At 29.1% G+C, this 19,595-nt stretch carries 18 protein-coding genes; 14 read left to right on the top strand and 4 right to left on the bottom strand.

Annotated features, from left to right (window positions below):
* Nucleotides 1–130 precede the first annotated feature (130 nt).
* The 5 genes from CDIF1296T_RS11645 to CDIF1296T_RS11625 all read left to right on the top strand — a co-directional run bounded on the left by CDIF1296T_RS11645 (nt 131) and on the right by CDIF1296T_RS11625 (nt 5,082).
* On the top strand, nt 131–628 hold the full coding sequence (locus CDIF1296T_RS11645; protein ID WP_009897367.1) for a MarR family winged helix-turn-helix transcriptional regulator: 498 nt from the start codon (nt 131–133) through the stop codon (nt 626–628).
* Nucleotides 629–677: 49 nt separating this feature from the next.
* Nucleotides 678–1,202, top strand: coding sequence for a flavodoxin domain-containing protein (locus tag CDIF1296T_RS11640; RefSeq protein WP_009897366.1), 525 nt, complete (start codon nt 678–680; stop codon nt 1,200–1,202).
* Nucleotides 1,203–1,513: 311 nt separating this feature from the next.
* A complete protein-coding gene (locus CDIF1296T_RS11635; RefSeq protein WP_009897365.1) occupies nt 1,514–2,878 on the top strand; it encodes an aldehyde dehydrogenase in 1,365 nt (454 codons plus the stop codon).
* 138 nt (nt 2,879–3,016) lie between these two features.
* Nucleotides 3,017–4,183 carry an AI-2E family transporter gene (locus CDIF1296T_RS11630; protein WP_003433873.1) on the top strand — a complete coding sequence of 389 codons (1,167 nt, stop codon included), beginning with the start codon at nt 3,017–3,019 and terminating at the stop codon, nt 4,181–4,183.
* Nucleotides 4,184–4,299: 116 nt separating this feature from the next.
* Nucleotides 4,300–5,082 carry an alpha/beta hydrolase gene (locus CDIF1296T_RS11625; RefSeq protein WP_009897364.1) on the top strand — a complete coding sequence of 261 codons (783 nt, stop codon included), beginning with the start codon at nt 4,300–4,302 and terminating at the stop codon, nt 5,080–5,082.
* 118 nt (nt 5,083–5,200) lie between these two features.
* Here CDIF1296T_RS11625 and CDIF1296T_RS11620 read toward each other — a convergent pair whose 3' ends face one another.
* Both CDIF1296T_RS11620 and CDIF1296T_RS11615 read right to left on the bottom strand, forming a co-directional pair.
* Nucleotides 5,201–5,854 carry a TetR/AcrR family transcriptional regulator gene (locus CDIF1296T_RS11620; RefSeq protein ID WP_003423398.1) on the bottom strand — a complete coding sequence of 218 codons (654 nt, stop codon included), beginning with the start codon at nt 5,852–5,854 and terminating at the stop codon, nt 5,201–5,203.
* 23 nt (nt 5,855–5,877) lie between these two features.
* Entirely contained in the window at nt 5,878–7,242 is a 1,365-nt protein-coding gene (locus CDIF1296T_RS11615) for a sodium:solute symporter family protein (protein WP_009897363.1), read from the bottom strand.
* A gap of 657 nt (nt 7,243–7,899) precedes the next feature.
* Here CDIF1296T_RS11615 and CDIF1296T_RS11610 point away from each other — a divergent pair.
* The 8 genes from CDIF1296T_RS11610 (at nt 7,900) to CDIF1296T_RS11580 (ending at nt 15,360) form a co-directional block, all read left to right on the top strand.
* Complete coding sequence (locus CDIF1296T_RS11610) at nt 7,900–9,330, top strand: MFS transporter (protein ID WP_003433880.1); 1,431 nt, start codon at nt 7,900–7,902, stop codon at nt 9,328–9,330.
* A gap of 102 nt (nt 9,331–9,432) precedes the next feature.
* Nucleotides 9,433–10,536, top strand: coding sequence for a histidinol-phosphate transaminase (gene hisC / locus CDIF1296T_RS11605; RefSeq protein ID WP_009897361.1), 1,104 nt, complete (start codon nt 9,433–9,435; stop codon nt 10,534–10,536).
* 32 nt (nt 10,537–10,568) lie between these two features.
* The gene (locus tag CDIF1296T_RS11600; RefSeq protein ID WP_009897359.1) at nt 10,569–10,787 is read left to right on the top strand and encodes a 4Fe-4S binding protein; all 219 of its coding nucleotides are present in this window, start codon (nt 10,569–10,571) and stop codon (nt 10,785–10,787) included.
* Between the two features lie 16 nt (nt 10,788–10,803).
* Nucleotides 10,804–11,853: a 3-methyl-2-oxobutanoate dehydrogenase subunit VorB gene (gene vorB, locus CDIF1296T_RS11595; RefSeq protein ID WP_003433885.1), complete on the top strand. Its 1,050-nt coding sequence runs from the start codon at nt 10,804–10,806 to the stop codon at nt 11,851–11,853.
* Between the two features lies 1 nt (nt 11,854).
* Nucleotides 11,855–12,595: a thiamine pyrophosphate-dependent enzyme gene (locus tag CDIF1296T_RS11590; RefSeq protein ID WP_003433887.1), complete on the top strand. Its 741-nt coding sequence runs from the start codon at nt 11,855–11,857 to the stop codon at nt 12,593–12,595.
* Between the two features lie 2 nt (nt 12,596–12,597).
* Nucleotides 12,598–13,137 (top strand): 2-oxoacid:acceptor oxidoreductase family protein, encoded by a 540-nt coding sequence (locus tag CDIF1296T_RS11585; protein ID WP_003433888.1) that lies wholly within the window; start codon nt 12,598–12,600, stop codon nt 13,135–13,137.
* A gap of 123 nt (nt 13,138–13,260) precedes the next feature.
* Nucleotides 13,261–13,581 carry a CoA-binding protein gene (locus CDIF1296T_RS19725; RefSeq protein WP_225722723.1) on the top strand — a complete coding sequence of 107 codons (321 nt, stop codon included), beginning with the start codon at nt 13,261–13,263 and terminating at the stop codon, nt 13,579–13,581.
* Between the two features lie 72 nt (nt 13,582–13,653).
* Nucleotides 13,654–15,360 carry an acetate--CoA ligase family protein gene (locus CDIF1296T_RS11580; protein WP_234702208.1) on the top strand — a complete coding sequence of 569 codons (1,707 nt, stop codon included), beginning with the start codon at nt 13,654–13,656 and terminating at the stop codon, nt 15,358–15,360.
* A 266-nt stretch (nt 15,361–15,626) separates the two neighbouring features.
* On the opposite strand, the gene CDIF1296T_RS11575 is transcribed toward CDIF1296T_RS11580, so the two are convergent.
* Nucleotides 15,627–16,142 carry a ferritin gene (locus CDIF1296T_RS11575; protein ID WP_009897355.1) on the bottom strand — a complete coding sequence of 172 codons (516 nt, stop codon included), beginning with the start codon at nt 16,140–16,142 and terminating at the stop codon, nt 15,627–15,629.
* A 91-nt stretch (nt 16,143–16,233) separates the two neighbouring features.
* Nucleotides 16,234–17,445 carry an ROK family protein gene (locus tag CDIF1296T_RS11570; protein WP_009897353.1) on the bottom strand — a complete coding sequence of 404 codons (1,212 nt, stop codon included), beginning with the start codon at nt 17,443–17,445 and terminating at the stop codon, nt 16,234–16,236.
* Nucleotides 17,446–18,120: 675 nt separating this feature from the next.
* On the opposite strand from CDIF1296T_RS11570, the gene CDIF1296T_RS11565 reads away from it, so the two are divergent.
* The gene (locus CDIF1296T_RS11565; protein ID WP_003433893.1) at nt 18,121–19,563 is read left to right on the top strand and encodes a cell wall-binding repeat-containing protein; all 1,443 of its coding nucleotides are present in this window, start codon (nt 18,121–18,123) and stop codon (nt 19,561–19,563) included.
* Nucleotides 19,564–19,595: the final 32 nt, after the last annotated feature.

Here is a 19,595-nt window from a genome sequence, read left to right as displayed (position 1 = left end):
CCGTTTTGCCATTTATAATAAAAATAAATTTATTGACACAATAGTAACTAATTACTATAATATAAAGTAACTAATTACTATTTAAAATTATCAAAAAATTAAAATCTAAGATAAAGAGAAGTGTATAATAATGGATGCAGAAAGTTTAATGAAAAAATATATGGTAGATGATGATAGTAGAAAACAAGCTATATTTGCAAGTATATTTGTAATGCAAAATAAACTTCAAACTACATGTGATAAATTAGACCCAGAATTAACAATGAAACAATGGTTACTTTTAGCTATTGCGGACTCTGTAGATGAAACTCTTACATTAACCAAACTTGGAGAATTAATGGGGTGTTCAAGACAAAATGTAAAAAAACTAGCTATTGCTTTAGAAAAGAAAGGTTTTATAGAAATTGAGCAAAATGAAAAAGATTCAAGAGCTATCTGTCTTGTGACAAAAGATAGAGTGGAAGAGTATTCTAAAAAAGTAAGAGGTATGCAGGAAAAAGTATTACAGCTTTTATTTGAAGATTTTACAGAGAAAGAAGTGGAACAGTTATTTTTTGGAATTATGAAATTAAGTATAGGAATTGAAAATGTGAAAAATTATGTAGAAAATAATGACGTTGGAGAATAAGCAAGTATCAAATCAACTTTGTATGACATCAGAGAGGGGGGTAATTTATATGAAAAATGTAGTAGTGATTTATAAGAGTAAGTATGGTTCAACAAAAAAATATGCTAAATGGCTTTCAGAATTATTGTCTTGTGATATTTTTGAAACTAAGAATATTAATATAGAAAAGGTTATGAAGTATGATACGATTATTTTAGGAGGAGGTCTTTATGCTTGTAATATAGCGGGAATTTCTTTCTTAAAAAAAAATTATAAAGAATTGCAGAAAAAAAATTTAGTAGTATTTGGCGTAGGAGCTGCTCCATATGATGATGAAGTAATAAAGAAATTAAGAGAAGTAAATTTTAAGGATGAATTAAACAAAATTCCTTGCTTTTATTGTCGTGGGGCATGGGATGAGACAAAAATGTCTTTTATAGATTATACTCTTTGTAGTTTTTTTAAAAAATCTATAGCTAAAAAAGAACGTCAAGGTCTTAAACCAGCAGAAGCACCTTTATTGTCTGGAGAAGCATTTGATTGGTGTAATAAAGAAAATTTAACTCCAATACTTGATTATATAAGAGAACTTTAAGAGGTATATATTTATAATTATTTATTATCTAAAGTTAGATTTCATAGAAACTTACTAGACATTATTTATAAAATAATATTATTAAAGATGGATAATTTAATTTTTTCAATAAGGTTATAATTTTAAAAAATGTTTATTTTAAAATAAATTATTTTATAAGCTTACTTATACTTAATAAGGGGCTTTTTTTATTGGAAGATTTATGTTATATTGAGATGAATTTATTATGATATAAAAAATAATGTTAGGATAAATTTAAATCTTTTTCTAAAAATGTATTAATATAATTCTTAAAGAAAGGATTTTTAACAATGGATATAAAAGAGTTGGTTAAAATGCAAAGAAAATATTATAATACAGGTAAAACAAGAGATATATCGTTTCGTATAGAACAGTTGAAGAAACTTAAGTTAGTTGTATCACAAAATGAAGAAAAAATACTTTTAGCACTAAAGAAAGATTTAAATAAATCGGATTTTGAAGGTTTTATGACAGAGGTAGGCATGTTTTATAGTGAATTAAACTTTGCTATAAAGAATATAAGAAAATGGAGCAAAATAAAAAGAGTTAAATCAAGTATGGTTAATTTTCCATCTATATCCAAAATTGTTCCACAACCTTATGGTGTTACTCTCATAATGTCACCTTGGAATTATCCATTTCAATTAGCACTTATACCATTAGTTTGGTCATTAGCAGCAGGGAATTGTGTTATATTAAAACCTTCTGAATATTCTGTGTCAACATCTAGTGTAGTTAAAGACATAGTTGAAGATACTTTTTCAAAAGAATATGTTGCAGTTGTTCAAGGAAGTCAAGAAGAATGTGAAAAGTTACTATTGGAAAGATTTGATTATATATTTTTTACAGGAAGTACTAATGTTGGTAAAATAATCATGAAATCAGCATCAGAGCATTTAACTCCTATTACTTTAGAACTTGGAGGAAAAAGTCCTTGTATCATTTTAAAAGATGCTAATATAGACCTTACTGCCAAAAGACTTACTTGGGGAAAACTAATAAATGCAGGACAAACCTGCGTGGCTCCAGATTATGTTTTAGTGCATGAAGATAGAAAAAATGAGTTAATAGAGAAAATAAAATATTATACTAATAAGTATTTTGGGGATAATGCATGTAATAATGAGCAATTTCCTAAAATCATAAATCAGAAACATTTTAATCGGATATTATCTCTTATTGATAAAGATAAGATAGTCTATGGTGGAAATTATAATAAGGAGACATTAAAGATAGAGCCAACTATAGTAGACAATGTTAATTGGGATGATAATATAATGAAGGAAGAAATATTTGGGCCTATATTTCCCATTTTAACATATAAAGATTTAGATGAAGTAATACAAAAAATTATACAAATGCCAAATCCATTGGCACTTTATATTTTTACAAAAAATAAGTACCTAGAAAATAAACTTTTAGAAATGATTCCAGCAGGAGGATGTTGTATCAATGATACAGTTACTCATATAGCTACGAATTACTTACCTTTTGGTGGTATTGGTGAAAGTGGTATGGGCTCATATCATGGAAAAGCTGGATTCGATACATTTACTCATTATAAGAGTGTGTTAAAAAAATTAAATTTGGATGTCCCTATTAGATATGCTCCATACGATAATAAATTAATTAAGGTTCTTAAAAAGATAATGTAGGTTATATTGTAGAATAATAAATATAAATAAAATTGAGTATTTGTATTCTGAATATATTTTATTTTTAATTTGGTATATTTGTTATAAAAGTGGTGATTTTGTGATAAAATTTAATTATATAGAAATAAGGAGGAAAAAATGAAAATTAATTGGAATACAAAATACACAACAATAGCAATTTATACATTTATAATAGCTGCTAGTAGTATTATATTTTATCTAGTATCATCACAAATTGATGTATTTTCTAATAATTTAGATGCTATATTTACAACATTACAACCTTTTATAATAGGATTTGCTATTGCATATCTTCTTAATTTTATTTTAAAGTTTTATGAAGACAGAATTTTTATAAAAAGTGAGAAATTAAAAAAACTAAAACAAAGTTCAAAAAGAGGCTTGGGTCTTTTATTAACATATGCAACAGCTACATTGATACTTTACTTATTTATGCATTTCGTATTGCCACAAGTAATTGAGAGTATTGTTGGACTAGCAAATGATATACCTATGTATGTAAACAATGCAACTAAGCTTATTGATAAATTAATGACTGATTTAAATCTTGATGAGCAATACTTTAATTTGGCAGTTGATAAGTGGAATGAGTTTGTTACATATATTATAAAGTTTGTAACAGATTTAATCCCAATATTAGGAAGTATGTTAAAGAATGTAGCCTCTAGTATATGGAATATTGTACTAGGATTAATTGTTTCAGTATACTTATTAATTGATAAAGAAAAATTCTATGGATTAAGCAAAAAAATAACTTATGCAGTATTTACAGAAAAACAAGCTGCCAGAATTTTAGAATTAACTCATAGAAGTAACTATACATTTGGAAGATTTTTAGGTGGCAAAATATTAGATTCATTCATTATAGGTATTCTAACATTTGTAATACTTACATTAGTTAAAATGCCATATACATTATTAATATCAGTTATAATTGGTATTACAAATATTATCCCTTTCTTTGGACCTTTATTTGGAGCTATACCATCTACGCTAATAGTGATGTTTGTATCTCCTATAAAAGCTTTCTGGTTATTGTTAATTATATTAATAATACAACAGATAGATGGAAATATTATAGGACCTAAAATACTTGGAGATTCAATTGGTATATCTGCATTTTGGATTTTGTTCTCCTTATTGGTTGCAGGAAAATTATTAGGTTTTATTGGAATGGTTATAGGAGTTCCAATGTTTGCAGTAATTTATTCTATAATTAAGGATATTGTTGAAAGTAAATTGGACAAAAAGGGATTACCGACAGATACTTCCGATTATATGTAGCTAAAAAATATTATGTATAATTAAAAATATATAAATTAAGCAATATTTAAAGCACTGAGAAAGTTAAACTCTTGGTGCTTTTTAGATATAAAATTATTATAGAAGAGGTGTTTTTTGTGGCATTTATAGAATGTAAATTTAAATCTAAATATACTGGAGGAGAAACTGATATAATTGTAATTTTGCCTGTAGCAAATGGAAAAGAACTTTTTAGTGGTAAAGAGATATATGATTTTGAAGGTAAATTTAAAACATTATACTTATTTCATGGTTTAGAAGATGACCAAAGCTCATGGATTAGATATACTAATGTAGAGCATTATGCTAAAAATAAAAATATAGCCCTAGTAATACCAAGAGTAGAAACTAGTTTTTATACTGATATGGCGTATGGACACCAATATTTTACTTTTGTAAGCGAGGAATTACCTAAATTTGTTAGAGCTATATTTCCTTTATCAGATAAAAGGGAAGATAACTTTGTAGCTGGTATGTCTATGGGGGGATATGGAGCTTTAAAATTAGCGCTTTCAAAACCAAAAGAGTTTTCGGCAGTTGCAAGTTTTTCTGGTTCGCCTGATATGATTCATGAGTTAGAAAATCAACAAATAGAAACCAATGCAGACATTCTATTTCACGATTTTGGTAGACCAGAAGACGCTAGAAATAGTGAGAATGATTTACTTTACATACTTAAGAACCTTAAAGAAAGAAATGAAGATATTCCTAAAATTTATCAATTTTGTGGTGATAGAGATTTTTTATATAAAAATAATCAGATGTTTAAAAAATATGCAGATTCTCTGGGTGTAGATGTTGAATATGAAGAGTGTGTAGGGGGGCATGAATGGCGTCTTTGGAATTTATGGATAAAGAAATTTATAGATATAATTGGATAGTACACTTATGGTATTAACAGGTATACTATAAAATATCTTTAAATATGATAAAGACTGAAATCCTAAAATCAAATTATGATTTTAAAATTTCAGTCTCTAAGAATTTAATAAAATTTTATTAAGTTCTTACACGAGTTATTATTGGAGTAAAATTGTCAACTATATCTATATAGTATTTACTCAATTCCTCTAAAATCTCTTCGCATAAATCCGTACTATGACCAAGATTAATAAGAAACTGTTTTGTAAAATGCTTTATTACAGCTTGAGAAGATATATCGTACTTGTGTGAAGTATAAACTCTAATTATTTCAGGTTTCATAGCAAGTATACCAATACAAGAAAGTATTAATTCATCATGTTCTATAGATTCTTTATCATTAACATATCTTTTCATGACCATTTCGGTTACACTTCTTTGATAGCTTAAAATAGCTTCTTCATAAGCTATATCCAAATAAAAATTTCTATATGCTTCGTTTTTTAGAAGGAAACAAAGGTCAGCATTCATAGCAAGAAAGAACATCATCATAGTACCTTCTTCATGGTAGTTATAGATTAAAGACTGCATTTCATTTCTTATATCTTCATATATTATAGCTCCTATTTCGCTTTTACTTGAGAAGTAATAGCTTATTAGACCTAAATTTATATTAGCTCTTTCTGCAATTTGCCTAGTTGTTGTCTTATGATAACCTTGCTCAAAAAATAATTCTCTAGCAGCACTTATAATACTAGCTTTTGTTTCTTTGCCCTTTTCTGATTTTGACATATTTACTGTGTATACCTCTCTTTTCAATCTTTTTTTGAAAATTTGCTAACTATAAATATTGTAATAGAACCACCTATTATAGGAACCAAAATTCTGTCAAATACAGTAAGAATACCAATCATATTTAATAATGCCAATATAACACTTACTATAACAGCATAGATAGCTCCTTTTTTTGTAGCACCTTTCCAGCAAAGACCAATTACAAATGGTGCAAATATTACACCTGTACATAATGGAGCTGGCCAAAACAATAATTCTAATAAACTATCAAATTTAAGTGCTATGATTGCACCTATTATAGCTGTCAAAGCTGATGCAATTTGAGAATACTTTAGAGTATTTTTTAAATCATTAAATTCTATATTAGGATGTAATAATTTGTTATAAATATCTCTTGATATAATAGCACTCATTGAGGTCATTAATGAATCGGCAGTAGACATTATGGCAGCCAATATAGCAGCTAAGAATAATACAGATATTAAAGGTGGTAAAGTAGTCGATATCATTTGAGGTAAAACCTGAACAGATGATATATTTGGAAATAAACTACCACCAATAGCTCCAATTATTCCTATAGGGAAAGCAAGAAATAATAGTATAAATCCTGCAATTACACTACTTTTAACTGCATTTTTAGCATTATCAGCACATTGATATCTTAAAAAACTTTCATAAGAAAATATTGAGCCTAAAACTAATGGTAAAACTGTATACATAAAATCACTAATCGATTTATTTCCTGGAAAGAATGGTTCTTTTACCATTGATTGTAACATAAGTAAAGGGTTGTCGCCAACTAATTTTAAGCTTATATAAGCTACTATTGGCAAAAACACTATACAAATAGCAAGTTGAATAAATGCTGATACTGCAACTCCCCACATTCCTGATGTATAAGTATATATAATGATAACTATAACTCCTATAATTACAGCTATATCATAAGGAATACCAAATGCAGTAGATACAGAACCAAAAGAAATTAATTGACTACCCATAATAGCTAGTATAGATATTGGTGTTACAAGACTTTGATAAGCTCTTAAAAATATACTATGACCATATCTAGTTTCAATATAATCAGCAGGTGTTATATCACAAGATAAGCTTCTTAATTTTCCTGCGAAAAATGCATTTATAAAGCAAGCTAAAGCTGCACCTATAGTAGAATACATTCCAACCCAAAGTCCTCTTTCAGCTCCCCATTGAACTCCACCAACTAAGCACCCTCCTCCAAAAGATGTAGCAGCAATGGTTGCAGCTAGTATAGGCAAAGGCAGATTTCTACCTGCGATTAGGAAATCGGATGCTGTTTTAACTTTTTTTGAAAAATAAAAACCAATCCATATGTATATTGCACACGTAACAATTAAAAGTAACATAGTCTTTTCTCCTTTATAAAATATTTTAATAAAATATACAAAATATATTTAAAATATATTTTATATAAAAGTAGTACGATATTTGTTTTATTGGTTTTAGATTAATATAGCTATAATAATTTATGATATTAGATGGAAATTACGTAAAAATAGAAAATTGAAAATTCTGAAATTTTTGCATATTGATATTTATCTCATAGATTCTTTTTTGTAATTGTAACACGCTTTTATTTTTAAATCAATAGTACATGTATAAAAATAAAAGGAATTTAAATAAGAAAAAGATATTTTTAATATCTGGATGTAGTATAGAAATATCTTGAATAAATTATTCTTGAATAAAATTATAAAAAATTAAAATCACTAGAAATATGATAAAATAATTTAAAATACGCATTTCAATGACATTTCAAAACAAGAAAATAATAAAAAACAAACCTAAATTAAGTCTAAATAGCTTTTTAGTTAATTTTAGTAGTAAAAAATAAAACTTAAAAAGTGTTTGACAATTATGAATTTTGAGAATATAATTAAATTAAAATTATACACATATAAAAATATACTCCTGAATCAAGAATGAGATATTTAAGATTCAAAATATATATTATTATACGTGAATAATAAAAAGTAAGAAAATTTTATAAGGGAGGGGTAGATGTGAGTAGTCAAGAAAGCAAACCAAAAGGAAATCTTATATCAAATTTTAGAGATGATATGAGAGACCCTAAGAAAAGAGCAATATACACATATTCAAGTTCTATAAACTTAGCGTACAATTTTATAGGTTACTTTGTATCAACTGTTACAAATATTTTTTTAACTGATGTGGCAAAACTTGGTGTAATTATGGCAGGTGGTATGCAAATTATACAATCTTTCATAAAAATTGCTGTAGCTCCTATAACAGGTACAGTATTTGACAAACAACCATTCAAAAAAGGAAAGTATTATCCATGGCTTAGATATGCACCAGCAGCGTTAGCATTAACATATGGAATATTTTTCATAGTTCCATTAATGAAAATAAGTCCAGCATTACTTTTACCTTTGATGACAGCTTTATTATTAATAGCATCTTGTGCTCAGCAAGTAGTTTTCACTATAATTTATGCTATTTACCCTGTAGTTGCTAAGACACCTAGAGACCGAGTTATAGGCTCAACTACTACGAATATATTTAAAGAAGTTGGTAAATTCTTAGTAGGTTTTTCATATCCGTTATTATTAGTTTTATTTGCAGATGTATTAGGTGGAGAAGGAATGGGTTATTTAGGTACCTACTTATTCTTTGCAGCAGGATGCCTTTTAGTATTTTGGTTTTCTTCAACAGAGATAATAAAATCTGGAGCAGAAGAAGAAGTTCTTCAAAAAGAAGAGAAGCCAAAGATTAAAGCAAGTGAAATGGCAAAAGCTTTATTCACTAATGTACCACTTATGATGGCATTTTGTTTAGAATTTCTTATATGTATAAGATCTATAGGATTAGGACCTTTGGCTCCATATTATTTTAAATATGTAATAGAAGATGAACGTGGATTAGCAGTATTTTTATCAATCATGCCTTTGGTAAGTGTAGCATTCATGTTTTTCGCACCAGTGTTTATAAAAATCTGTAGAGAGCAAAAACTAGCTTCAATAATTTCTTTTTCTATATGTGCACTATGCCACTTATTGGTTGCATGGACTCCTTGGGGGAAAACTACTTTAGGAGTAACTATGTTGTTGGCAATTGGTGGAGGTTTTTCAAATGTAGTATCAATAATAAATCTTAATTTCTTTGCCGGTTCTTGTGATTATGGGCATTGGAAATCAGGAAAAGACTTACCTGGCTTAAGTATGTCACTATATCCAGTTGCAATACAAGTAGGAGTATTACTTGCAACTACTATAAGAACAGTTTTAATGAACTCAATGGGATATCAAGCTGATATGGTAGTCACAGAAGCAGTTAAATCAGGTTTTATAAATATGATTTCTTATTCTATGGCAATACCTTTAATAATAGCTGTTGTTATAGCAATACTATATCCAGTAAGTGACAAGAAATTAAACCAAATAAGAGAAGAGTTAAATCAAAGAAATGCTTAGTTAAAAGAAAGTTAAGTAGATGGTTAATTTAAGCTATTAAAGTAAGTAGACGCAATAGCGTTTATATAAATGAAAATACATATACAGAGGGGGCTTTTAAAAATGATAGAAAAATTATTGAGAAATACCGTAAAAGAATTACATCAATATGTTCCAGGTGAACCAATAGAAAAAGTTAAGGAAAAATATGGTGTAAAAGAAATAATAAAATTAGCTTCAAATGAAAATCCTCTAGGACCATCACCAAAAGCAATAGAAGCTATGATTGAAATGTTAAAACAAGGTCAACTTTATCCAGAGCCAGAAGCTAACGAACTTAGAAGAAAATTAGCTGAAAAGTTAGATTTAAAACCAGAAAATTTTATTGTTGCTAATGGTGCAGATAACGTTATCACTCTAATAGGTGAGGCTTTTATAAATAGAGGAGATGAAGTTATATATTGTAACCCAACATTTCCATCATATAGAACTGCAACTATAAAAAATGAAGGGATACCAGTAGAAGTACCTTTAACAGAAGATTATAAGTATGATTTACAAGGTATATTAGATAAGATTACAGATAAAACAAAATTAATATGTGTATGTAACCCTAATAATCCAACAGGAACAATTGTGGATGATAAAGAGTTAGAAGAATTTTTAAAGAAAGTCCCTGAAAATATTATAACTATATTGGATGAAGCATATATAGAATTTTTAACAGTTCCTAATTATGTGGATGGACTTAAGTATGTAAGGGAAAATTATAACGTTATAGTAACAAGAACTTTCTCTAAAATATATGGTCTTGCAGGGCTTAGAGTAGGATATGGTATTGCTAAAGATGAGATAATAAGAACTTTATTTACAGTAAAAGAGCCTTTCTCTGCAAATCGTGTTGCTATAAGTGGAGCAACAGCAGCACTTGATGATGAAGAGTTTATAAAAGAAACATATGAATTAAATAGAGTTGGAATGGCTTACTTTAAAGAAGAGTTTACAAAAATGGGATTTGATGTTGTAGATTCACAATCAAATTTCCTTTATGTAGATATGAAAACAGATATACCTAAGTTATTTGAAGACTTGAAAAAAAGAGGGTTTGTAATAAGACCAAGTGCTACACATGCACGTGTAAGTATTGGAACTATGGAAGAAAATAAGAAATTTGTAGCAGTTTTAAAGGAAATATTAAATATTAAAGGAGAGCCAAGTATTGGATAATAGATAGAAATATTATGAAACGGGGTGTAGATATGAACTTAAAAATAAACGCAGAGAGATGTAAAAGTTGTGAATACTGCGTTATATCTTGTAAAAAAGGAGCATTAAAAATATCAAGTAAGATAAATAAAGAAGGTTATGCTCATGTAGAAGTTGATGAGAGTAAATGCATACTTTGTGGAATTTGCTATCAGGTGTGTCCAGATAATGTTTTTGAAATAATTAAAGAAGAAGCATGTCAAGAGGCTTAGAAGGAGTTGGGATAATATGAAAAAGATGTGGAAGGGGAACCACGCCATTGCAGAAGCAGCCCTAAGAGGAGGTTGTGAATTTTATGCAGGATATCCAATTACACCACAAACAGAGGTAATGGAATTTTTATCACATAGAATGTCTGAACTTGGAAGAACTTTTATACAGTCCGAAAATGAGATGGCTGCTATATATATGGTATATGGAGCATATGCAAGTGGAATGAGGTCTATGACGAGTTCTTCAGGACCAGGAATATCTTTAAAACAAGAAGGGATTTCTTACTTATGTGCAAATCATTACCCTTGTGTAATCGTAAATGTACAGAGATGGGGGCCTGGTCTTGGCTCATTGGACTCAGCACAGACAGACTATCTAAGAGATACTAGAGGGGGAGGAAATGGAGATTATCATTTGATAGTTTATGCACCAAACAGTATTCAAGAGACTGTAGATTTGATGTATAACTCATTTGATGTAGCGGAGAAGTACAGAGTGCCTGTTGAAATTTTGACAGAAGCAGCTTTAGGTCAAATGATGGAACCAGTAGAATTTCCAGAGTTTAAGAAGAGAGAAGGAGATTTAGGTTGGACTTATGATGGAAGTAATAGAGACCATGCAAAGGTTGCAGATAACCAAAAGCCAACTTTTTGTATGGAGAAACGTATGAGAATAACTGAAAATGAACAACAATGGGAAGATTATCAAGTAGAAGATGCAGAATATGTGTTTGTAGCGTTCGGTATACCATCAAGAACAACTATGAATGCTGTTAGAAGACTTAGAGAACAAGGTGAAAAAGTTGGAATAATAAGACCAATAACAGTATGGCCTTTCCCATATAAAGCATTTGAAAAGGTAAGTAAAGATGTAAAAGGATTTATCTCAGTAGAATCAACAGACACAGGTCAATTAGTAGAAGATGTTGCTTTAGCCTCAAAGAAAGTATGTAAAGAAAATGTACCTGTGTATGGTTTATTTAGTGGAAATCATATACCAAAAACATTGCAAGTAATGGACACTTATAGCAAAATAAAATCTGGCGAAATCAAGGAGGTGTTCTAATATGGCTACAGAAAAATTAACACCTAGCGTTGTTTCAATACCAAACAAGTTTTGCCCAGGTTGTGGTCATGGAATAGTAAATCGTATAATAGCAGAGGTAATAGAAGAACATGGATATGAAAAAAATCATGTATTAACATTAGGAGTTGGTTGTGTCTGCAATATGAATTTTAGCTGGAATGGTGATAAGATGCAAACTGCACATGGTAGAGCTTCATCTACAGCTATAGGAGTTAAAGTAGCACTTCCAGATACATTAGTAATGACTTACCAAGGTGATGGAGATGCTTATGTTATAGGTCTTTCTGAAACTTTAAATACAGCATATAGAAATCATAATGTGACTGTATTTGTAATAAACAATAATAATTTTGCAATGACTGGTGGACAAATGTCATGGACCACTATGCCGGGTCAAGTCACAACAACAAGTGTAAATGGAAGAGATATAAAGACTACTGGTAGTCCACTGAAAGTTCCTGAGATGGTGGCAAACTTCTTTGATGTAGCGTATGTAGCAAGAGGTTCAGTTCATAGCCCAAAGGAAATAATTAATCTAAAAAAATATATAAAAAATGCAATAGAAGCTCAATTAAATGGAGAGGGATATTCCTTAGTTGAAATATTAGCACCTTGCCCAACTAACTGGGGTGTATCACTAGAGAAATCTATCAAATGGATGGAAGAAGAAATAGTGCCATATTATGCTCTTGGCGAATTTAAGCAAAGGGATGGTGAATAGTTATGGAAAAAGAGCTAGTATTTGCAGGGTTTGGTGGTCAAGGAGTTTTAACTCTTGGTCTGATTGTAGCTGAGTCAGCACTTGAATTGGGGAAACAAGTAACTTGGATGCCTGCATATGGTCCAACTATGAGAGGTGGAAAAGCCTATAGTGTAGTAAAGTTTTCTGATGAGAGTATAGGTGGGCCTGATATGGAAGAAATAGATGTTTTAGTAGCAATGAATAAACCATCTTTAGATTATATAAATTTAGTTAAAGAAGGTGGAACAGTAGTTATTAATACATCTGCAATAGATGAGAATGTAACATTAAGAGAAGATATAAGTGTAGTTAAAATAAATTGTCAGGAATTAGCTCAAAAAGTAAACAATCCAAAAGCAGCAAATATAGTAGTACTTGGAGCATTAATTGCTAAAACTGGGTTATTTGAAAAAGAATTAGCTTTAAAAACTATGTGTGATTTCTTTGAGGAAAAAGGAAAAGGAAAGTTTAATGTTCAAAATGAAGCAGCATTCATGGAAGGCTATAATAACGCCATTTGATAAATTACCCTTATCTTAAGTGATTTATCTCAAGATTTAATAATCTTTAGTGCCAAGAGAAACTTCATCTTGAGATAAAATTCACTTAAAATCACAACTATAAACATATAGGAGCGTGAATTTATGAGTTTGGAAAAACTTATTAGACCAAAAAGTATTGCTATAGTAGGAGTGACTGATAAACTTGGTTTTGGAAGAAGTGCAGCACTTAGTATAGTAAAAAGTAAGGAAACAGATAGAGTATATTATGTTAATCCCAAAAGAGAAGAATTGTTTGGGAGAAAATGTTATAAGACGATACAAGAAGTTCCAGAAGTAGTAGACTGTGTAGTAGTATGTACGCCTAGAAATGTAGTTCCATCTGTATTAAAAGATTCTGGAGAGTTAGGAACAAAGGCAGTAGTGGTATATGCTAGTGGATTTGCAGAGGAAGGTACAGAGTAAGGTACAGATTTAGAAAATCAACTTATAGAAATATCAAATACATACGATATGAAAATATTGGGTCCAAACTGCATGGGGTTGCTAAATTGTATAGATAAGGTTAATCTATGGGCAGGAGGTTCTAAATGGGATTTAGATACTAAAAAACCTGGTATAGGAATTGTAGGTCAAAGTGGATTTATAACTGCTGAAATTGTTTCAAGTGATTATTTTAATATATCTTATGGTTTTTCAACAGGAAATGGAAATATAGTTACACTAGAAGATGCAGTAGATTTCCTTGTAGATGATGATTATGCATCAGTAATAGCAATTTACCTTGAAGGTTTAAAAAATCCTCAAAAATTTATAGATGCTTTAAAAAGGGCAGCACAAAAAAGAAAGCCAGTAATAATATTGAAATCAGGAAGGTCAGAAAAAGGTGCTATTTCTGCTGCTTCTCATACAGGAAATTTAGCTGGTTCGAGTAAAGCTTTTGAAAGTATTTTTGAAAAATATGGAGTAATTTCTGTGGAAAATTTAGAACAGTTTATGTGTTTAGCACAAGCTTTTAGTGTTTTAGATGGTAATTTACCTGCAAATTCTAATTTTGCAGCAATAAACTTCTCAGGAGGAGAAAATACTATTTGTGCAGATTTAGCAGAAGAAAATGGTGTAGAACTTGCAGAAATATCTTCTGAAACTAAAGAAGAAATGAAAAAATATCTTCCAGGATTTGCAACACCTAAAAATCCACTAGATGCTACAACAGCATTATTCCATGAAAAGGATATGATAGTAGGTTTATTACATACCTTTGAAAAGGATGATAGTGTTGGATTTACTATGGTAGGTGCAAATATAAGAGATGAAGAAAATGAAATGCATGAAACCCTTTGTAAAGCTGTAAGTGAAGCTAGAGAACAAGGATTGAAAAAACCTGTGTTTGCAGTTCCTACACTTGAAGGAAATAGATATTTAGATTATAGGACTAGATTAGAAGATAATCAAGTGCCTATAATGTCATCAGTTGGAACTACATTTACTTGTTTTAATAAAATGGCTAAGTTTATAGATTATGATTATTCAAAAAGAACTTTAGAATTTAAAGCTGTTAAGAAAAGAGAGTCAAATAATGTAGTAGCATTATCAGAATTAGATAGTAAGATTGAGATGAAAAAATATGGAGTACCAGTTCCAGGACAAGGTAATGCAAAAAGTATTGATGAATTAGATGAAATCTTAAAATATATTAAGTATCCTGTTGTTTTAAAAATAAATTCTTCTGAAATATTGCACAAATCTGATGTTGGAGGAGTTAAAATAGGAATTAAGAATAGAGATGAGGCAGTAGATGCATATAATGAGATTTTAACTAATGTAAAAAAAGCAAAACCAGATGCTAATATTGATGGTATATTAGTTCAAGAAATGGTAGAAAGTGGTATAGAAATTATTATTGGTATAACTAATGATGACCAATTTGGACCAATGTTATTAGTCGGTTTAGGAGGAGTATTTGTAGAGGTATTTAAAGATACTACATTATATCCATTACCTATAAATCATGATGAAGCTATTATGATGCTTAAAAAACTAAAATCATTTAAGCTTTTAAATGGCTATAGAGGAAGTGAGCCTTGCGATATTGATGCTCTTGCAGATATGATGGTCAAATTAGGAAAATATGCTTATGAAAATAAGGATGAAGTCAAGGAAATAGACTTAAATCCAGTGTTTGTATATCCTAAAGGAAAAGGCGTATGTGCAGTAGATGCCTTAATAGTTAAATATAAATAGTTTATAAGTTTTGGTATTCAACCATAATTAAAGCACCGACTGAAAATCACATTTTGTAAGTTAGATAGTGTGATTTTCAGTCACCCCAAATTTAATTTAAAAATATTTTAAAATGAAAGTATAGTTTTAAGTTTCATTGTGAAATAGCACTGTATAAACAATAAAATACTACGTATAAAACGAATAATAAAAGGTGTTTTAATGATAAGAATCAATCTTGATTTTCATTAAAACACCTTCTTTATTATATTAAAAATTTTTAAACGTTATATTGTCACAGGTGGGTTTGTTGGAGCTGCATATGTACGATTAGCAAATTCTTGGTCAACAAAGAATAGACCACCCTCTCCGGCAAGTTTAACACGTTTTATATTGTCTTCACAATTTGTCTCTTCTTCTGCTTGTTCAGATATAAACCAAAGTAAGAATTGAGAAGTTCTAAAGTCTGATTCAGAGTTTGCTACAGATGCTAAGTTGTTTATTAAAGCTGTAACCTTTTTTTCATGAGCTAACGTACGCTCAAGAATATCCATTGCAGAAGTAAAGTCTGAATCTGGCATTGGGATAGCATCAAGTTGAACCTTTCCTCCTACATTATGTAAGTATTTGTAAAAAAACATAGCGTGGTCTGTCTCTTCTTTATATTGAACATAAAACCAATTAGAAAATCCTTTAAGTCCTTCTGCTTCAAGGTAAGAAGACATAGAAAGATAAAGATACGCAGAATATAATTCATGGTTAATCTGCTCATTAAGTAATTTTTCCATTTTAGCTGAAATCATTTTTATACCTCCAAATTTTAAATGCTCTTATAAAATATAATAATATTAAATGGAAAAATATTCAATAAAAGTGTTTAAATATTTTACATATTTAATAAAAATTTATACTACCATTAAAAAAATTATAACTTACAATGGCTATAGAGCCAATTAATGGTGCATTTGCTCCAAAATTTGAATGCCTTACACTTATTTTTTTATATTTAGAAAAACTTGCTGAAGCAGTCAATTTTTTTAATAATGTATTTTCTATAAATGTACCAGGTATATTAAAGTCATAGCCTATTATTATAGAACTACAATCAATCAATGTAAGTGTATTAACTAATGCATATGATACGTATGTACAAAATTCATCAAGCAAAAACATGGCAAGACTATCTTTATTATTTGCCTCATCTATTAACTTGACTAAAGAAAAATCTTTACAGTTAATTAATGGGGAGTTAGGATAAATATGGCTCAATGATTCAATTCTTTTAATTAGATTACTGACACTTGTATAATAATCTAAACATCCATTGTTACCACAACTGCACAATGGTCCACTAAAATTAATTGATGTATGTCCTATTTCTCCACTTTGTCCTAGGTTGCCAGTATGAAGTTTATTTTCTAGAACTAGACCAGCTCCAATACCATTCATTATGTGTAGGTATATATAATTTGATATATTTTTACCTAAACCATACATTTTTTCTGCTAATGCACCCGAATTAGCATCATTTATCAAAAATATTGGCAAATCAGACATTTCTTTTATAAAATCTACTATATTTAGGTTTGATACATTTCCAAAATCTGGGGGATTTAGTATGGTACCATTTATATCATCTACTGGACCTATTGAAGAAATACCAATTCCAATTATATCTCTCTTGTTGATTTTCATTATTTTAGTAAACATTCTTTTTATTATATCTTTTAAAACATCATTTGATAGACATTTAGGGTAAGTTTCAGAAAGTTGTTTTACAATATTACCTTTTAAATCTGAAATAATTACCTTACATATATTTCTTCTTATTAGGATTCCACAAATACAAGGCGATATATTAGAAATATCTAATAAAATGGGTTTACGACCTGATGAATGTGCATTTAAAGTTGATGACTCTATTTCCCTAATCATATTTTCATTAATAAGTTCAGTAACTAGATTTGATAAAGTCATTTTAGTAAGTCCTGTAGACTTAGCTAAATCAACTCTGGACATAGGTGTATTTGTAGAAAGTAATTTCAATATTATTAACTTATTTTTAATTTTTACATCTTTGATGTTAGAACCTTGTTTGTTACTCATCATAAATCTCCTTAAATAAAGTTAAGTGTTTTATTTATTTTCAAGTATACTATCACCTTATAATAGAGTAACATTTTTTTACTTGAAAATATCATTAATTAGAATATATCACATTATATATCATAAAATATATAAAAAAATGTTAGAATTAAATTAAAAGTGAAAAGTAGATTGATATATAAATAGTAAATACTTAATTAAAAAAAGATAATGATAGCAATAATTATTGTTACCAAGAATCTACTACTTCAAGTGTTACCTTAGGTATTTAAGTTGATAGTGGTTTGCACGTAATAAACTTGATGTAATATATATTCTTAATAATATTGATAAAAGATTTACTTAAAAATAATATAGATTATGTAAACATATAATCTATTTATTGTATACAATAAAATTTCATTTTGTAAAACAGTGAATTAAATATGTAATATAGATATCGATTTTTATTACAAATTGTTACTAAATATAGGTACATTAGAACAAAAATCTAGTAAATTGTAACTAAAATGTAAATTTTTCCTTTAATCTATACAATATTATGGAAACTTTTTGTAATTTATGATATAATAACAAATATATAATTATTAAATTATAATAAATGACTATAGCGTAGATGTAATACTATGTTATAGTCATTTTTGAATTAAACTTGATATATCAAGGGGGAAGAATATGAGAACAATTAGAAGAGTTTTAGCATTAGGTTTAACATTAGCTATATTTCTAATAAATGTACCTAATGTAGATGCATTAACATCAGATACAATTAAAGGTAACAATATATATGAGACGGCTGGATTAATAGCAGATAAAAAGAGTTATGATACAGCAATTATGGTAAATATGGATAATTCTATAGCAGATGGTCTTTCAGCAAGTGGTCTTGCAGGTGCTGTTGATGCTCCAATTTTGCTTGCACAAAAAAATAAGATACCAAATGAAACAAAACAAAGATTAAAAAATGTTAAAAAGATATACATAATAGGTAAAGAATTATCAATAAGTAAGTCAGTAGAAACTGAACTAAAAAACACAGGGGCACAGGTAACTAGATTGGGTGGAGATGACAGAATAAAGACTAGTTATAGTGTTGCTAAAGAGGTAAATGGTATCAAAAAAGTTGATGAAGTGATATTAACTAATGCATATAAAGGAGAAGCAGATACAATAAGTGCTGCACCTGTATCAGTAAGAGATATAGCTCCTATAGTACTTACAGATGGAAAGAGTGTGCCTTTTTCAACAAGTAATGTAAAAACATATGCAGTAGGTGGGAGTATATCAATGAGCACTAGTTTAGTTAATAAAACTAATGCTAAAAGACTTGGTGGTTCAGATAGATATGATACAAATAAGAAAGTTATAAAAGAGTTTTATCCAGATGCATCAGAATTTTATTTGAGTGATGGATATGATTTAGTAAATGCACTTACAGGTTCTACAATTGCTAAGGAAAATCCAATTGTATTGGTGTCAGAAAGTAGTGATAAGTCTATATTAGCAGGAGCAGATAAGATTACTAGATTAGGTTCAATAAGTGACAGTGTGTATAATAAGTGTGTTTCTGCTGCACAAAATAATGGCGATTCGTCTACAAAAGGTGAGTCACCTATGAAAAATGAGACAAGCATATTAGGTCAGCCAACAGCTAGTTTAGAAGCGTGCTTAAAATGGGCAAAATCTAAAAAAGCTAATGATTTATTTATAGAGTTAATACCAATATTATATGATACTGCTGTTCAGGAAGGTGTTAATCCTGTTTTGGCAGTAGCTCAATCTGCAAAAGAAACTGGTTTTTGTAATTTTGGTGGAGTATTAGATGCATCATTTAAGAATCCTTGTGGACTTAAAACTTCTGTAGGTGGTTCTGATACTGATAAGAATGCCCATTCAAGATTTGATACTTGGGAAGAAGGAATATTAGCTCAAATTCAACATTTATGCTTATATGCAGGACAAGATGGTTACCCACTTTCAAATCCAGTAGACCCTAGACATGAAAAATCTTTATTTGGTAAGGCTAAAACAGTTGAAAGTTTATCTAATAATTGGGCTGGAGGTCAATATGGACAAGATTTAGTAAGAATGATGGGAGAAATTGAGGCAACAAAATAATTGAAGATTATCAAATATCCAATAAATAAGGA

The organism is Clostridioides difficile ATCC 9689 = DSM 1296 (genome assembly GCF_001077535.1).
Taxonomy (GTDB): domain Bacteria; phylum Bacillota; class Clostridia; order Peptostreptococcales; family Peptostreptococcaceae; genus Clostridioides; species Clostridioides difficile.
Note: the sequence above shows the minus strand (reverse complement) of the source record. Positions and strands in the feature narration are given on the sequence as shown.

Excerpts from the sequence above, each read along its gene's own strand:
- CDIF1296T_RS11645 (WP_009897367.1), top strand. The coding sequence starts at position 131 with ATGGATGCAGAAAGTTTAATGAAAAAATATATGGTAGATGATGATAGT.
- CDIF1296T_RS11640 (WP_009897366.1), top strand. The coding sequence starts at position 678 with ATGAAAAATGTAGTAGTGATTTATAAGAGTAAGTATGGTTCAACAAAA.
- CDIF1296T_RS11635 (WP_009897365.1), top strand. The coding sequence starts at position 1,514 with ATGGATATAAAAGAGTTGGTTAAAATGCAAAGAAAATATTATAATACA.
- CDIF1296T_RS11630 (WP_003433873.1), top strand. The coding sequence starts at position 3,017 with ATGAAAATTAATTGGAATACAAAATACACAACAATAGCAATTTATACA.
- CDIF1296T_RS11620 (WP_003423398.1), bottom strand. The coding sequence starts at position 5,854 with ATGTCAAAATCAGAAAAGGGCAAAGAAACAAAAGCTAGTATTATAAGT.
- CDIF1296T_RS11615 (WP_009897363.1), bottom strand. The coding sequence starts at position 7,242 with ATGTTACTTTTAATTGTTACGTGTGCAATATACATATGGATTGGTTTT.
- hisC (WP_009897361.1), top strand. The coding sequence starts at position 9,433 with ATGATAGAAAAATTATTGAGAAATACCGTAAAAGAATTACATCAATAT.
- CDIF1296T_RS11600 (WP_009897359.1), top strand. The coding sequence starts at position 10,569 with ATGAACTTAAAAATAAACGCAGAGAGATGTAAAAGTTGTGAATACTGC.
- vorB (WP_003433885.1), top strand. The coding sequence starts at position 10,804 with ATGAAAAAGATGTGGAAGGGGAACCACGCCATTGCAGAAGCAGCCCTA.
- CDIF1296T_RS11590 (WP_003433887.1), top strand. The coding sequence starts at position 11,855 with ATGGCTACAGAAAAATTAACACCTAGCGTTGTTTCAATACCAAACAAG.
- CDIF1296T_RS11585 (WP_003433888.1), top strand. The coding sequence starts at position 12,598 with ATGGAAAAAGAGCTAGTATTTGCAGGGTTTGGTGGTCAAGGAGTTTTA.
- CDIF1296T_RS19725 (WP_225722723.1), top strand. The coding sequence starts at position 13,261 with ATGAGTTTGGAAAAACTTATTAGACCAAAAAGTATTGCTATAGTAGGA.
- CDIF1296T_RS11580 (WP_234702208.1), top strand. The coding sequence starts at position 13,654 with ATGGGGTTGCTAAATTGTATAGATAAGGTTAATCTATGGGCAGGAGGT.
- CDIF1296T_RS11575 (WP_009897355.1), bottom strand. The coding sequence starts at position 16,142 with ATGATTTCAGCTAAAATGGAAAAATTACTTAATGAGCAGATTAACCAT.
- CDIF1296T_RS11570 (WP_009897353.1), bottom strand. The coding sequence starts at position 17,445 with ATGAGTAACAAACAAGGTTCTAACATCAAAGATGTAAAAATTAAAAAT.
- CDIF1296T_RS11565 (WP_003433893.1), top strand. The coding sequence starts at position 18,121 with ATGAGAACAATTAGAAGAGTTTTAGCATTAGGTTTAACATTAGCTATA.